The following is a 16,142-nucleotide window of genomic DNA, read 5'->3' as shown; positions in this document are numbered from 1 at the left end:
ATTAGTCACAATCAAAAGATAAACTAAGATTTTCAAGCTCGCTCTTTAGGGCTTTATGTCTATTTGAGAGGCTATTTAGCTGCTCTATTTTAGCCTCTTTTATATCGCCAAATTCCATTCTAAGCTCATTTATAATTTTGTTCAAAAATGAGCTATTTGATAGCATCTCATTTTCAAATTCATATAAATTAAGAGATATCAAAACCCTATCAAAAGTCTCAGCACTAGTTGGGATAAATAGCGCAAAATGCAGCGGATCTTTTTCGTAAGCAATGGCGGAGTTTTCGATCTTATCTTTTATAAAATGCACAGCAATTTTTATAGCATTTTCATAGTTTGCAACTACTTTTAAATTTAGCTTTTCAAAAAACAAAGAGAGCTTTTGAAGCTTATTAAACTTAACCGTTTCAAAATCTCTTAATATCAATCTATAAATTTGCCCTGCATAAGTTCTAATCGTAGCAAACTCAGTATCAGAGTGTATAGAAATCTCTTTAATTATATTTTCAAACTCGGATTTATAAATCAGAAATTCACGCTCTAAATTTTTATAAATTTCATCGATCTCAGCCTTAAGCTCATCCTCAAGTATAGATAAATTTCGCCTATAAATTCTAAAAAATTTACTAAGCTTTACATCATTATAAATAAGCTTTGAAAAAATCTCATCGCTATCAAAGCTCATCATTTCATACTCTTGCCTTTCGTAAATATCACTCTTTAAAAGCGACTTTTTGGATATAAATTTATACTTTTTTTTAGGCTTTAAACTACTTAAAATTTCATCACTAATAAACTTTGAAATTTCCTTTATTTCATTAAAAGCCGTCTCGATTTTTGGTTTAAATTTATTTTTAATTCGCTCTAAATTTGCATCAAGTTCAAAATCAAATTTAGTTACAATCTCTTTAGCTTTTTCGTAAATTTCACAAAAATACTCATGCTGATTTATACTTTGAGCCAACATACTCTCGCATTTTTTTAATACAAATTTCTCTTTTATTTTTTCACTAATAAAGTATCTATCTATAGCATCCAAAACACTTTTGAAATTTGAAACAAGCATTAAATTTTCATCTTGATTTTTTCTAGCCAAATTAGCCTGCTTAGCAGAGATAGCAATAATCTCTTCAAAAATTCCATCAAATGTTATTTTCGCATGCGATAATACATTTTCAAGCTCAATATCGCTTAGTTTATCCTTTTGATTTAATATACAAACTGCTGTTTTACCAGTATTTTGCAAGAACTCTTTAAGATCATTTAATTCACTTGCACGAGCGGCATTTTCTATAAGACTTAGCCAAATAACGCTTGAAACGGAATCCAAAACCTCTTTAGTTATATTAGTATCCGAGCTTGATAGCGAATTAAGTCCGGGAGTATCGATAAAATTTACAAGTTTTAAAATAGGATTTGGCGCATATATGCAAAGCTCCTTCACTTCATCGCCATAAACGCGCTGATCGACGAATTTAGCTATTTCATTCACATTTAGGCTAAGCTCTTTGCCATTTTTATAATCCACTCTTAAAGACAAATTTTCGCCATATTTTATGCGCGTGAGCCTCGCAGTCACCGGTGTAACTCCTGTAGGCAAAATATCAAATCCCAAAAGAGCATTTAAAAAAGTTGATTTGCCACTTGAAAACTGCCCTATAATAGCGATCTGAACAGGCTCGCTTAAAAACAGATCAAGCTTTCTAAGCTCATCTTTTAATTCGCTACTAGGGTGAAATTTAGGCTCTAAAAGTGCATTTTCATAAGCTTTAAATCGCCCGTAAAAATCATCTCCGAAAATTTTAAAATATGTCATCTTGTAAGAGGATATAAATTTTTCAAGCATCTTTTAACTCCTCTAAAATAGAGCTCAAACCATCTCTTAATTTTTCAAAATGAATTAAATTTTCAGCTATTTCGCCGCCTGTTTTGCTTAAAATTTCACTCTCTTTTGCAAGCCTATTTTCATCCCCTTCAAACACTATGCGTCTGTGCCGTATTTTTGCGTTAAGCTTCTTTTCAAACTCATCTTTTTCAAACTTAATTAAATTAAATACAAAATTGGCAATCTTTTCATCTTTTAAAAACTCTTCCAAACTTGTATTTATGCTATTTTCCAACTCTTTTGAATTTAAAAATTTACAAATTTTTTGCGCTACGTCCATATATCCAAAACTAATACCTTGTGCGCTTAGATAATCTCCAATATTAAACACTTTTTCGTCTACATCAATCTTAAAATCTGCAAATTTTAAACTAATATTTGTGGCGCAAGATTTTATGCGTCTTAAAATTTCATTTCGTTTTATCCTGGCTGTAGCCAAAAGACCGTCGTTTAGAGATGTTTGAATGATGTATTTTATTCTATCTTCATCTATATTTTCTTTACGCCTTTTAGCAAAATCAACTTCATTTAAAATCCTATCTTTAAGAGTTGTGCCAACTAATCTTAAGCTCATTAAAAAATCAGCATCAAGACTATTTATATCAATCTTCTCAAATTCAATAATCACCATATCTTCTATAGCCTTAAACTCTTCGGCAAGGGCGTCTTTTCTCTCTTTTAGATTTTTTAAATTTTGACTTAGCTCCAAATTTGAACCGGTTAAATGAAGTAAGCTCTCTTTAGTCTCTTCTAAAAACTCGCTTGCAACAGAGATAAGCTCTTTTTTGTATGCTTCCAATACAAGCCTTGATTTCTCGCTATGCTGTCCAAAAAATATCTCATAAAGATACTCTTTAAAGCTATCCACTCCGCTATCTTCATCACCTTCAAAAAACTTCTTGGCACTAATTGTAAAGAAATTAATCTCGCTTGAAATTTTATCAAGCCCGTTTGTTTTAAGCTCTTTTTCTAGACTTTTTTTAGTGTAGTTTATCACTTCGCTCAAATCCTGAACCTGCAACAAATCAGCATGTGTAAGAACTACTACAAGCCTAACTATATTAGAGCTTTTAAGCGAATTTATCAAAAACTCTACATCTTTTTGCGTGGCGCTTTGGCTTACATTCATTAAATGCACCATCAAGTCACACTCGTTCATATATCTTCGGGCAATCTCTTCACGCAAAAACACGGCATCATCTATGCCTGGAGTGTCAACTATACATATGCCATCTCTTAAGAGCTCTAAATTTTCATATAGCTCTACAATTTTAACAGCCTTTGAAATTTCATTTTGAGCGGTAGTATAGCCTTTTAATTCCTCGGGTTTTATTTCAATCTCTTTGCCTACAAAACGCTTTATACCATCATTTATGTCTAAATCAAGCTCTCTTAACTCACTTTCATTCCAAAATTTTACTCTCGCAAAAGAGTTATCAGAATGCTTTAGAATAGTTAAATTTACAGTTTCCGGCACATTTGAAGTACCTAAAACTTTAGTTCCCAAAATAGCGTTTAATAGAGTGGATTTTCCTGCGTTTACAACTCCGGTTACAACTACATTAAATACAAGTTCGCTATTTTTTTGTTTTGCTTTTTTTAATCTATCTTCATAATATCTTCCATTGCAAAGAGATAAAAGTTTCTCGTAAATAAAATCTAAATTGTCCATCTTAGTATGAAAAAAATCTTTTTGTTCATTATTTTTGTTTTGGTTTTCAGTACCAGAGTCAGCAGATATGGAATTTATAAAATTTTCTAAATTTTCTAGCTCTAAAGCAGTTATAATAGCTTCATTTTGAAGTCTTTTAAGGGTATCTAATAGTCTATTTTTTGAAATTTTTGAGTTTAAAAGAGCATTTATTATCCCAACTTGAGCGCTTTGGACGCTGTATATGTTAGCTTTCAAATTTAATGTATGTAAAATATCCCTAAAGTCGTAAATGGCAATAAATCTATCATAATTTTTCTGATTAGTAGCCATCAAAACGGCTAGTAATCTCTCATCGCCGATAAGAAGTTTTTTCATATCCAAAAACAACTTATCACTACCCCAAATTTCACTTAAAAATTTATCCATACATAGCTCTTTAACAAAGATTATCAATATAAGATTTTAGTATATTTTCACTTAATGGTAGAGAAATAAATAGTATTGTAAATACAAGAGAGCCAAGAGGCTCTCTTAAAATTATTTTACTGTAGCTAGTTTGCGACGCATATATGCGATTTTGCTTTGAAGCGGAAGGTGTTTTGGGCAGTTGTCTTCACACCCTAGAAGAGTCATGCATCCAAATACTCCGTCATCATCACCCACAAGCTCATAGAAGTCTTCGTCTGTTCTTTTATCAAGTGCATCTATTTTAAATCTTGCTACACGGTTAAGTCCAACAGCACCGATAAAATCAGGTCTCATTATAGCTGTTCCGCAAGCCGCTACGCAGATTCCGCACTCTATACATCTATCAAGCTCAAAAACCTCTTGTGCCACTTCAGGCTCGACCTTCTCTTCAAGCTTACTTATATCAGTCTCATGATCTGTGTGTATCCAGCTTTCTACGCGCTTACTCATTGCATTCATCCAATTGCCTGTATCCACGCTTAGATCTTTTAGTAGCTTAAATACAGGAAGCGGCATAAGCTCTATTACACCGCTTTCATAATCTTTTGTAAGCGTTCTACAAGCAAGCTTTGGCGTACCGTTTACCAGCATTCCACAACTTCCGCAAATTCCCGCTCTACATACGAAGTCAAAACTAAGATCCGGATCAAATTTCTCTCTAATAACATTTAACGCTATAAATAGCGACATACCCGGAGTTTCCTCCAGCTCATACGAAGCAAAATGTGGTTTTGAAATTTTGCTTAACGGATTATATTTAAATGCTCTAATTGTAATTTTTCTACTCATATCCTATACCTGCTCTTTCATTTGGCGCTTTATATTTTGGTTGTAACTCGTAAGGCATAAGCGCATTTTGAATTTCGTATCTACCCTTACCCTCCGCTTCCATTTTGGCACGGATCTCATCAACTTGTGCTTGGCGGATAGCACTGTCAGGGTGCTCTATAATATTTCCTTTAGCTCCATATCCTCTAAAGGCTGGCGGAATCTCCATCTTCATAATATCAAGTGGTTCATACTCTACAGTAGGCATTGTATCGCCCTCTTTCCAGCTTGTTATAGTTCTATTTAGCCAATTTAAGTCATCTCTTTTTGTATAATCTTCTCTATAGTGAGCGCCACGGCTCTCTGTTCTAAGAAGCGCACCATAAGCTATACAAAGCGATAGTTTTAGCATTTTTGGTACTCTGTAAGCTTCTTCTAGTTCAGGATTTCCAAATAGATTTTTATTAGCTACTTTAACGTCAAGAGATTGCTTATAAAGCTCCTCAAGCTCTTTTACGGCCTTTTCAAGCCCCTCGCCCGTTCTAAATATAGCTACGTGTTCCCACATAACATCTTTCATTCTATTTTTTATCTCAAATACGTTAAATTTACCCTCTTTTTCAAGGAGGCTATTCATATAATCTATCTGACCTTGAACAAATTTATAGATATTTTCAGTTCTAATTTCTATATCGTGAGTTGCACAATAATCTGCAAAATAATCACCTACGATCATACCTGCCACAACTGTTTCTGATACGGAGTTTCCACCAAGACGGTTAAATCCGTGCATATCCCAGCAAGCAGCCTCTCCTGCACTAAATAATCCAGCCAAAGTAGGGCTCTCACCTCTAGGATTTGTCTTAATTCCACCCATTGAGTAGTGCTGCATAGGAAGAATTGGTGCCCAACCTTTTGGACCCTCGTCAGCAGGATCTATTCCATTAAAAATTTGGCAAATTTCTTGAACGTCACGTAGGTTTTTCTCGATATGTTCGCGTCCAAGTATGCTAATATCTAGCCATACGTGCTCTCCATAAGGGCTCTTTACACCTTTTCCTGCACGAATATGCTCCATAATACGGCGACTTACGACGTCACGGCTAGCGAGCTCTTTTTTCTCAGGCTCATAATCAGGCATAAAGCGATATCCGTCCACGTCACGCAAAATTCCACCGTCACCGCGGCATCCTTCTGTTAGCAAGATTCCGCTTGGAACGATTGGAGTTGGGTGAAATTGAACCGCTTCCATATTTCCAAGTTTTGCCACGCCTGTTTCAAGCGCTATCGCAGCTCCTATACCCTCGCAAACTACAGCGTTTGTAGTATGTTTATATACTCTTCCGTATCCACCTGTGGCTATCAAAGTACCCTTTGAAACATAAGCTATAATCTCGCCCGTTACCAAATCTCTAACGATAGCTCCATAACAACGGTTATTCTCATGAATTAAGGCTATAGCCTCTTTTCTATCTTCAATAGCAACATTGTGTTTTAAAGCCTCATTTGCTACGGCAAATAGCATAGTGTGACCTGTGGCGTCAGCTGTATAGCAAGTTCTCCATTTTTTCGTACCGCCGAAGTCACGAGAGTGAATTAGTCCATGAACCTCATCTTTTTCTACTATCGTTGTTTTTTGAGCATTGATAATAGCGCTTCTTTCACCTTTAGTAATTCTAGTCCAAGGTACACCCCAAGCGGCAAGCTCACGAATAGCTTTTGGAGCTGTTTGACAAAACATTCTAGCTACATCTTGATCGCATCCCCAGTCGCTTCCTTTTACGGTATCCGCAAAGTGCACATCCTCATTATCACCCTCGCTCATCTTTGAGTTTCCAAGACTTGCTTGCATACCACCTTGTGCGGCAGCTGAGTGAGAACGTTTAACTGGGATAAGACTTAAAACTATAGTACTAAGACCTTTTTCACCGGCTGCAACAGCAGCTCTAAGTCCGGCAAGTCCTCCACCGATAACTAATGCATCACAATATTTTATATTCATTTCTAGCTCCTATCCATTAATGACTAAGGCCGATCCAGACGAAATCGGCAATTAATGCGATTAAAGCGAGCCCGCCAAAAACGGCAAAAATTATAGTTCTGGCCTTATTTCTTTTTGCTAACATCTCTTGTCTGCTAGCTCCTTCAATACTTACCCATTTAACATACAATCTATACATTCCAACGCCTGCGTGAACTACCATAAATACAAGCAATGCAAGATAAAAAATTTCCAATCTAGCAAAATTTGCAGCAGAGCTATCAGCAGTAATATGTCCACCAAAAACTATATCAACTAAGTGCCCGCTTGCAGCAAAAAAGAGTACAAATCCTGTTAAAAACTGAAACCACCATAGAGTAGTATCAAGGTGTTTCATGCGTTTTTTGTGTCCTATAAACATCAAATATTGTCTAAAATTGGCAGGGAATTTTCTCATAGCCAAAAACGCATGAGCGATAAAGACAACAAAAATTACAGCGGCTATTACGTTTGTAATCCACCAAGTAGCTTCGCCAAACAAAAATTTAGCCTCCGCAAAGCCAACTACGGCATTGAATGCATCCTTACCAAGTAAAATGGTTGAAGTAAATACCATATGACATAGTATAAAACAGGCCAGAATAAATCCTGTTATACTTTGCCACCTGTCCCAGACCGCAGGACAGCGACTCTTTTTGCAGTCAGCCTGCCTTCCTAGAAACCCTTCTATAAGCCCACTCATGAGCACTCCTTAATATATTGTAATTTTTAGCTTTATACAAATTTTGATAAACCTAAAATTTGTATGCAATAATACTACACTGTAACTTTAATTCTTGTTAAATTATTTAGTATAATTTTTTTTTAAAAAGAAAAATATAAAAATTCCGCACAAAAACATTATAAATGATAATATCTGCCCCATTGAAAAATTTAAAAATACAAAACCTATTCCAAAGTCAGGTTCTCTATAAAACTCGCATATAAACCTTGCTAAAGTATAAAATATGGCATACATAGCTATAAGCTCTCCATTGAATTTCTTAAACTTTCTATAAAAAAATAATATAATAAAAATGATTATGCCTTCTAGCAATGCTTCATAAATTTGAGATGGGTGTCTAAGTATACCTGCGACATAAATTCCCCAAGAAACATCCGTAGCACGACCGACAAGCTCTTGATTTAAGAAATTCCCAATACGACCGAAAAAATATCCGAGCGGAATAGAAAGAGCGCAAAGATCAAGGAGTGCAAGTGTATTTTGTTTATACTTCCTGCAAAAAGCGATCGTCGCTATCAAAAATCCAATAACCGCACCATGATAGCTCATACCTCTAATTCCTATAAATTCTCCGTTATAAAAAGGATTAAAAATTTGCCAAGGATGAGTTAGATAATAAAAGGTATTTGGATCATAAATGACTATATAGCCGATTCTTGCGCCTAAAATTACTCCAATTTCAACCCAGAAAAAGTAGTTATCAAGTAGAGAATCCGATATATTCATCTTATCAAATTTTACTATCAATTTAGCCACTCCAAGCGCAAGAATAAGGGCTAAAACATACATAACCCCATACCAATGAACGCTAAGTCCAAATATTTTAAAGGCTACCGGATCAAAATTATTATAGATGTTGTTCCACCAACTCATCTAGGGACAACTCTTATCTTAAATATTTTTTCAATCCCTTCGCTAAAATCCTCGAAAAGATACCCCATAGAGCGATAAAATTTGGTCTTAGCCTCTTTTTGAAGTAAGGGGTATAGCTTTTTAGAGTAAGGTAAAAAATAAGAGCTTAAAAAAACCCCTAAAATTTCTTCTATTTTTTTATCGGCCTTAAGTTGTAATACAGAGGATAAAAATGAGAGTTGAGTGGTTATACTATCAACCTCACTAAGCTTTAAATTTGGCTCAAATTTACATACTTTATAAAGACCTTCAAGCCTTTTTTTGTCACCTTCAAAGAAAAATTCCGCATTAAAATATTTTTTTAAATTTAAAAAATCCTCTTTTATCTCTTCTAAATTTTCCACCTCAAGCGACTCTTTATATAGCTTCGAGCCTGTTAAGTTAGCTTCGTTATTGTTTTTTATAACCCAATTTGAATTTTTTTTGATCTCGTTAAAAATTTCTTCACTTGGACAATTTGCAAAATTTAGTGCAAAAATTCTGCAAACCACAGAGTAAAATTCACCAATCTTCATACCTCAGCCTTTTTTAAATTTTAGCCATTTTACAACTATTTTTAAAAATTTATATTTTTTTAAATCTTAATCTTATTGAATTTAAAACTACAGTAACCGAACTAAAACTCATCGCAACTGCGCCATAAACAGGAGTTAAAACAAGTCCAAATACAGGATATAAAACTCCTGCTGCTACAGGAATAAATATGAGGTTATATATAAATGCCCAAAACAAATTCTCTTTTATAGTTTTCATCGTATGCTTAGCTAAATTTATAGACTGCAATACGCTTTTTAGATCATTTTTAATTAGAACTATATCGCCGGCGTCCTTTGCGATATCAGCTCCGCTACTCATAGCTATACCGACATCGGCTTGCTTTAAAGACGGAGAATCGTTTATGCCATCTCCTACAAAAATAACTCTGGCTTCTTTTTGAAGCCTTTGTATGATTTCAAATTTTTCATTAGGCATTACCCCGGCAAAAACCTGCTCTATCCCAAGCTTACCAGCGATATTTTTAGCCGTAAATACATTATCTCCTGTTAGCATTACCGGAGTTATATCCCTTGATTTTAGCTCATCTATTACCTCTTTTGCACTCTCTTTTAAAGTATCGCTAAGGCTTATAAAACCTACATATTTACCTTTAATAGAAGCTAAAACCACTCCATTTCCATCATTTTGAGCTTTTAAGATTTTTTCCTTCTCCTCATTTGGAATTGCTACTTTAAATTCTTTTAAAAACTCCTCATTTCCTACTATTATCTGATTTTCATCGAGACTTCTCACCCCTCTTCCTGCAATATTTTCAAACCCGCTCTCGTTTCCTAAAATTTTAATATCAAGACTTGCTGCATACTCTACAATAGCTTTTGATATAGGATGTGAACTTTTTGCCTCTATGGCTGCGATTGGGGCTAAATTTTCTTCATCTATGTCTGTAAAATTTACAGAAATTTTACCATGAGTCAGGGTTCCGGTCTTATCAAAAATAGCATATTTAGCAGTGTGAATGATCTCTATGACTTCGGGATTTTTGACCAAAATTCCATTTTTAGCACCAAGCGAAAGTGATGAGATAATAGCTATAGGAGTAGCAAGCCCTAATGCGCAAGGACAAGAGATTATAAGCACACAAATCGCACTTAATACTCCCTGAGTAGCATTTCCGGTGAAAGCAATCCAAACCAAGAAAGTAACAAAGGATATAACTATCACGGTTGGCACAAATATATTAGCCACCCTATCGGCAAAGCGACTAATAGGCATCTTTTTAGTACTAGCATCGCTTAATAAGTTTAAAATTTGAGCCAGCAAAGTTTGACTTGAAAGTTTAGTAACCTTTATATTAAGATATCCATTGGTATTTACAGTGCCTGCATTTACCTCATCGCCCATCTTTTTATATACGGGCAGACTCTCGCCGGTAAGCATAGAGGTATCTATCTCTGCTCCGCCATTTATAATAACACCATCGCAAGGAATATTGTAGCCCGTTTTTACGACTACTATATCCCCTATTTTAAGATTTGCCACTTCGGTTTCTACAGCTTGACCGTCTGGTTTAAGCACCAAGGCAACCTTTGGCGACATATCCATCAAGCTTTTTAGATAGTCGCCGGCCTTAGCTTTAGAGCGCTCCTCAAGATACTTCCCAAGAAGAACGAAAGTTATTATCATAGCTGAACCCGAAACATACATATGACGCATATTTTCAGGTATAAGGTTAGGAGCTAAAAATACGAATACCGAATATAAAAATGCCATCGAGGTGCCAAGTGCAACGAGCACATTCATATCGAAATTTCTGTTTTTAAGTGCTCCAATGGCGTGTATAAAGAAATCTTTTCCGCATACGGCAAGAGTGATCAATGCCAAAAACAGCATTATAAAGGCTTTTGGCTCACTCATGCTTCCGCTCATCTCAAGCCACATTATTATCGCGCTAAAAATAGTGGCTGAGATAAAGTTATTTCTCAAATTTTTTATATGAGCGGCTCGTTTTTTCTCGAACTCTCCAAGATCTTTAGCGATTTCATAGCCAAGTTTTTTTATCTTTTCTTCTATTTTGGGACGAATACTCTCATCTTGCACTATAAATTCGCCCGTAGCATTAGCGAAATTTACTTTAGCCTCTACTATTCCATCCATCTTTTTTACAGCTCGTTCAATAGCATTCGAGCAGTTTACACAGGTCATGCCTGCGATATTTAATTTGAGATTTTTCTGCATATTAAATTTGCTCGATTACTTTAAATCCGATCTCATCAAGTTCGGATTTAAACCTTTCAATATCCTTATCTTCTATATCTAGGCTTACTACACGAGGCTCTACGCTTAGATCTACGTCTATTTTACCAAACTCATCCTCAAGCGACCTTTTAATAGTATTTGCACAATTTTCACAATTAATATTTGCAACTTTAAATTTTGCCATTACAGCTCCTTTATCATATGGTAATATTTATGAGAATTGATAATTTTGATACAATTTTCCTTAAAACCAAATTTTTCATAAAATTCTTTCGTTTTTATTTTTTCTTCATCTACTATCAAGGAGACTTTTTTAATGCCTCTTTGGCTCGCTATTTCAAATATAAATTTTATCAGCTCTTTAGCTATGCCGCGACCTCTAAATTTCTCATCGACAGCTATGCTATCTATGTAAAATTCATCATTAAAGCACTCAGCTTCAACATTGGCGCTTGGATCTTTTAATCTTAAATGATTTATTATAGGTTCATCAAGACTCTTTAAATCTCCGCCAAAATATGCGCAAACAGCTCCTAATATCTGATCGTTATCCCTATAAATATATATATTGTTATAACTTAATCTATTTATATCTTGATTAAAAAATGAGGTTAAAATTTCATTACTCTTAGCCCTGCTTGTAGTGCCACTAAGACAAAAAGCGATATCCTCCATGGCTAAATTTAGCAACTCTATGCAGCGTTTAGAATCTTTTTTATCAGCTCTTGTTATCATAATCCAAATTATAAATTTAAAACATAAATTTTTCCCAAACAGCATTAAAACCTAAGCTTTTAAAAATGATAAAAAGATTTTTGGCTATAATTACCAAAAATTTTTTAAGGAATTTTATGGGAAGAGCATTTGAATATAGGCGAGCGTCCAAAGAAGCGCGCTGGGATAAGATGAGCAAGGTATTTCCAAAGCTTGCAAAAGCGATTACAGTAGCAGCCAAAGAGGGCGGATCAGACCCCGATATGAATCCAAAGCTTCGCTCGGCGATAGCTGCCGCAAAAAATGAAAATATGCCAAAAGATAATATCGATGCGGCTATAAAGCGCGCAAACGGCAAAGATAGTGCAGATATAAAAACCATATCTTATGACGGCAAGGCAGCTCATGGAGTGCAAATCATAGTGGAGTGCGCTACCGATAATCCTACGAGAACAGTGGCCAATGTAAAAGCTATTTTTAGTAAAAATGGAGGAGAAATTTTACCAAGCGGAAGCCTGGGCTTTATGTTTACGAGAAAGAGCGTTTTCGAGCTTGAAAAGCCAAATTTGGAGCTTGATGAGATTGAACTTGAATTAATAGACTTTGGACTAACCGAGCTTGAAGAAGAAGACGGAATTTTATATATTTATGGCGACTACACAAGCTTTGGTACACTTCACGATGGCATAGAAAAACTCGGACTTGAGGCCAAAAAATCAAGCCTGCAATACATTGCAAATTCTCCTATAAATTTAAGCGAAGAGCAGATGGAAGAGATAGAAAAGCTGCTTGATAAGTTAGAAGACGACGATGACGTTCAAGCCGTATATACAAATATTGAATAAATTTAATAAGGGAAAATATGAGAAACGAAGAGCTAAAAGTTTACGATATAAACAAAGATGAGTTGGCGAAATTTAAATTTGCTATTATACATACGCAAAAAGGAGACATCAAGCTTGAGCTATTTGGGGAAGAGGTGCCACAAACAGTTACTAATTTTGCAACTTTAGCCAATGACGGCTTTTATGACGGTCTGAATTTCCACCGCGTAATCCCGAATTTTGTTATCCAAGGAGGATGTCCTTATGGTACAGGCACGGGAGGTCCTGGATGGAGAATAAAATGCGAATGTGTAGACCAAAAGAGTAAACATAAACGCGGTAGTCTCTCTATGGCTCATGCAGGACGCGATACCGGCGGAAGTCAATTTTTCGTATGCCATAGCGCGCAACCTCACCTTGACGGGGTTCATACGGTTTTTGGACAAGCAATTGACGATGAGAGCCTAAAGACACTTGACTCTATAAGAGGCGGAGATAAGATAAATTCTATCGAGATAAAAGAGAATTTATAAAAACTACTAATATTAAAGCCATTAAGGCTTTAATATTAGCTAAGAGCATAAAATTTATTTATAAATAGAAAATTTGTAATAATATTGATTTAATATTTTCTTAGATAAAATAACGTTATCTTTAAAAAAATAATTAATTTAAAGGATTATGCTTGATAGAAAAAGTTTCAAGTGAAGATTCAAAACAACCTCAAATAAAATCCCAAAAAAGTAAATTTAAAAGAATTGTTACAAGCCTTGCGTTCTGGGTAGTTTTAGGTATAGCTGCCGGTATTTTCGTAGGAGTTACTTTCCCGGATCTCGGCGTGGCCAGCAAGCCCGGGATAGACTGGTTTATAAGAGCCTTAAAAGCTCTAATAGGACCTATTATATTTCTTACCATAGTATCTGGTATTATTGGCCTTGAAAGTATGAAAGAGCTTGGCAGCATAGGACTAAAAGGCTTTATCTATTTTGAGATAGTCAGCACCATAGCTCTTGCGGTTGGAATTTTATTTGGCGAGGTATTAAAGCCGGGACACGATATGCATCTGGATTGGACTACCCTAGATCCGGGAAGCATAGAAAAATATACGCATATTGATAAGGATGTAGGATCTGTGTGGTCAATCCTAAAAAGTGCGGTACCAAGCGATCCCATCACGCCATTTCTTACTTCGAATACATTACAAGTGCTTTTTATGGCTATAGTTACTGCGGTCGCCATTTCATTTTTGAAGAATGATTATAAAAAGAAAATTTTAAAACCACTTGAGTTTATTCAGCATTACGTATTAAAACTTCTTACCATACTAATGCTTTTTAGCCCTATTGCCGCGTTTTCTGCAATGGCGTTTTTGATAGGCAAATTTGGTATAGATTCGCTTTTAGGAATGATAGAACTTCTACTTGTAATGGCGGCTGCTAGCTTATTTTTTATTTTTGTAGTTCTTGGCGCCATATGCTATTTTGCCAAAATTAATATATTTAAATTTATGCGCTTTATCGCAAAAGAAGTTTTGGTAGTATTTGCGACAAGCTCCTCTGAGACCGCCCTAGCTCCGCTTATGCAAAAACTGGAAAGAGCCGGCATACATAGAGGCGCAGTAGGACTTATAATACCCACAGGATACTCTTTTAATCTTGATTGCACTAATATCTACTTAAGTCTTAGCGTAATATTTTTAGCTCAAGCCTTTGGTATCCCTTTAACTATTGAGCACTTAATACAAATTTTAATTATACTAATGGTTACAAGCAAAGGTGCAGTAGGAGTTACCGGATCAGGGTTTATAGTTTTAGCAGGTACGCTAGCAGCCCTGCCTAGTGCCGGGATACCTGTTGTTACGGTAGCGGTACTACTAGGGGTGGATAAATTTATGTCGGAGATGAGAGCGGTAGGAAATCTGTGCGGCAATGCGGTTGGATGCCTCATTATCTCTATCTGGGATAAAAAAGTCGATATAAAACAGTTTCGCTACGCATTAGATCATCCGGAAGAATTTCAATTTCGTGCCTAGTTTCAGGAGAAGATTTAAGTCCTTCTCCTGAAACATAAATTAGCTATTCCAAATCTCCTCATCTAGCTCGCGTTCACTTTTAGCCACAAAAACCGCACCCATCATATCTCCAACAACATTCATAGATGTTCTTCCCATATCAAGTATAGCATCAATGCCCAAAATCATACCGTAAGCTATGGCTATCACACTGCCAGCCTCCACCTTTAAGCCCACTGATTCAAGAACCATAAGGAGCATTATAGCTCCTGCTCCCGGCACTCCAGCAGTTCCTATGGAGGCTAATAATGCAGTTATTACTACGGTTAGCTGCTGAGCGAAATCAAGCGGCATACCTACGACATTTGCGATAAATATCGCACAAACTCCTAAATATATGGTTGTGCCGTCCATATTTATAGTCGCACCAACTGGCAAAGTAAAGCCATAAATACTCCTAGGCACTCCCATATCCTTTTCGGCAGTCTCCATGGAAACAGGCAGAGTAACTCCGGAAGAGCGCGTAACAAAGGCTGTAATCATAGGCGGACGCACTTTTCTTATAAATATAAGAGGATTTAATCCAACAAACAGACATGCCACACAATAAACCAATGAAATTTGTAAAGCAAGTCCTATATATAGGCTCAAAGTTACATTAGCTAAAGGCCCAAACACCTCTGCTCCGCTTTTTGAAAAAACTATAAAAATAAGTGCAAATACGCCAATAGGGGCATACTGCATGACCCAACCAACAACTTTAAACATCACGCTATTCATACCCTCAAAAAACAGACAAACATTCTCAGCCGCATTTCTTACAGCCTGACTTTCACTATCTTTGTAAAAGACCAAAGCGATTCCAAAGAATAGACAAAAACAGATAGTCGGCAAAACCTCTGCATTCGCTATAGGGCCAAATGGGTTAGCAGGAATAATATTTAATAAAATTTCAACCAATCCTGAGGATTTGAACTCTTTGGTTACTCCTGTGATATGAGCCAACTCAAGCCATATTCCAGGCTGCAAAACAGAACCCACAAAAAGTCCGATTACTATTGCGCAAAGTGAAGTCGCCATATAAAATGCAATAATTTTGACGCCAACCTTTCCAAGATGTGCAGGAGAAATACTGCTAGCACCTACTATCAAGGTACAGACTATAACAGGGATCATAATCATCTTTAAAAGCCTTATAAAAACATCCCCGAAAGGCTTTAAGATCCCTATCGCGCTTGTAGCATTTTAGAATATCATACCAAATATAGCACCCAAAATAAGACCTATTAAAATTCTAACCAACAAATTACTTTTGAAGTAAAAATTCAAAATACCTTTTTTTTGACTCAACCATAAAAGCCTCCTTGATATTTGATTGGTATCTGAT

At 35.7% G+C, this 16,142-nt stretch carries 14 protein-coding genes; 3 read left to right on the top strand and 11 right to left on the bottom strand.

Going from position 1 to position 16,142, the window contains the following annotated elements:
• Position 1 precedes the first annotated feature (1 nt).
• The 10 genes from CDOM16190_RS06390 to CDOM16190_RS06345 all read right to left on the bottom strand — a co-directional run bounded on the left by CDOM16190_RS06390 (position 2) and on the right by CDOM16190_RS06345 (position 11,941).
• Positions 2-1,846, bottom strand: a complete 1,845-nt coding sequence (locus CDOM16190_RS06390; protein ID WP_170019384.1) for a dynamin family protein — start codon at positions 1,844-1,846, stop codon at positions 2-4.
• Positions 1,839-3,965, bottom strand: coding sequence for a dynamin family protein (locus tag CDOM16190_RS06385; RefSeq protein WP_170019383.1), 2,127 nt, complete (start codon positions 3,963-3,965; stop codon positions 1,839-1,841). The genes CDOM16190_RS06390 and CDOM16190_RS06385 overlap by 8 nt, the downstream gene beginning before the upstream one ends.
• 111 nt (positions 3,966-4,076) lie before the next feature.
• Complete coding sequence (locus CDOM16190_RS06380) at positions 4,077-4,796, bottom strand: fumarate reductase iron-sulfur subunit (protein ID WP_170019382.1); 720 nt, start codon at positions 4,794-4,796, stop codon at positions 4,077-4,079.
• On the bottom strand, positions 4,789-6,777 hold the full coding sequence (locus CDOM16190_RS06375; protein ID WP_170019381.1) for a fumarate reductase flavoprotein subunit: 1,989 nt from the start codon (positions 6,775-6,777) through the stop codon (positions 4,789-4,791). Before CDOM16190_RS06375 ends, CDOM16190_RS06380 begins: the two co-directional genes overlap by 8 nt.
• 16 nt (positions 6,778-6,793) lie before the next feature.
• Complete coding sequence (locus CDOM16190_RS06370; protein WP_170019380.1) at positions 6,794-7,498, bottom strand: fumarate reductase cytochrome b subunit; 705 nt, start codon at positions 7,496-7,498, stop codon at positions 6,794-6,796.
• Between the two features lie 102 nt (positions 7,499-7,600).
• Positions 7,601-8,413 (bottom strand): prolipoprotein diacylglyceryl transferase, encoded by an 813-nt coding sequence (gene lgt / locus CDOM16190_RS06365; RefSeq protein ID WP_170019379.1) that lies wholly within the window; start codon positions 8,411-8,413, stop codon positions 7,601-7,603.
• Positions 8,410-8,967, bottom strand: coding sequence for a hypothetical protein (locus CDOM16190_RS06360; protein WP_170019378.1), 558 nt, complete (start codon positions 8,965-8,967; stop codon positions 8,410-8,412). Before CDOM16190_RS06360 ends, lgt begins: the two co-directional genes overlap by 4 nt.
• Before the next feature lie 49 nt (positions 8,968-9,016).
• Positions 9,017-11,185, bottom strand: a complete 2,169-nt coding sequence (locus CDOM16190_RS06355; RefSeq protein WP_170019377.1) for a heavy metal translocating P-type ATPase — start codon at positions 11,183-11,185, stop codon at positions 9,017-9,019.
• 1 nt (position 11,186) lies between these two features.
• Positions 11,187-11,390, bottom strand: a complete 204-nt coding sequence (locus CDOM16190_RS06350; protein ID WP_169973074.1) for a heavy-metal-associated domain-containing protein — start codon at positions 11,388-11,390, stop codon at positions 11,187-11,189.
• Positions 11,390-11,941, bottom strand: coding sequence for a GNAT family N-acetyltransferase (locus CDOM16190_RS06345; protein ID WP_170019376.1), 552 nt, complete (start codon positions 11,939-11,941; stop codon positions 11,390-11,392). The genes CDOM16190_RS06350 and CDOM16190_RS06345 overlap by 1 nt, the downstream gene beginning before the upstream one ends.
• A gap of 116 nt (positions 11,942-12,057) precedes the next feature.
• Here CDOM16190_RS06345 and CDOM16190_RS06340 point away from each other — a divergent pair, with 116 nt between their 5' ends.
• The 3 genes from CDOM16190_RS06340 to CDOM16190_RS06330 all read left to right on the top strand — a co-directional run bounded on the left by CDOM16190_RS06340 (position 12,058) and on the right by CDOM16190_RS06330 (position 14,776).
• Positions 12,058-12,765: a YebC/PmpR family DNA-binding transcriptional regulator gene (locus CDOM16190_RS06340; RefSeq protein WP_169973070.1), complete on the top strand. Its 708-nt coding sequence runs from the start codon at positions 12,058-12,060 to the stop codon at positions 12,763-12,765.
• 17 nt (positions 12,766-12,782) lie between these two features.
• Positions 12,783-13,277 (top strand): peptidylprolyl isomerase, encoded by a 495-nt coding sequence (locus CDOM16190_RS06335; protein WP_170019375.1) that lies wholly within the window; start codon positions 12,783-12,785, stop codon positions 13,275-13,277.
• Positions 13,278-13,471: 194 nt separating this feature from the next.
• Positions 13,472-14,776: a cation:dicarboxylate symporter family transporter gene (locus CDOM16190_RS06330; RefSeq protein ID WP_170019461.1), complete on the top strand. Its 1,305-nt coding sequence runs from the start codon at positions 13,472-13,474 to the stop codon at positions 14,774-14,776.
• A 39-nt stretch (positions 14,777-14,815) separates the two neighbouring features.
• Here the strand turns inward: CDOM16190_RS06330 and CDOM16190_RS06325 are convergent, their stop codons facing one another.
• Positions 14,816-15,979 carry a dicarboxylate/amino acid:cation symporter gene (locus tag CDOM16190_RS06325; RefSeq protein ID WP_349644383.1) on the bottom strand — a complete coding sequence of 388 codons (1,164 nt, stop codon included), beginning with the start codon at positions 15,977-15,979 and terminating at the stop codon, positions 14,816-14,818.
• Positions 15,980-16,142 lie beyond the last annotated feature (163 nt).

Origin of the sequence: Campylobacter sp. RM16190, from assembly GCF_012978835.1 — a bacterium.
Taxonomy (GTDB): domain Bacteria; phylum Campylobacterota; class Campylobacteria; order Campylobacterales; family Campylobacteraceae; genus Campylobacter_A.
The sequence above is the reverse complement of the archived record's forward strand: the minus strand, read 5'-3'. Positions and strand labels throughout refer to the sequence as shown.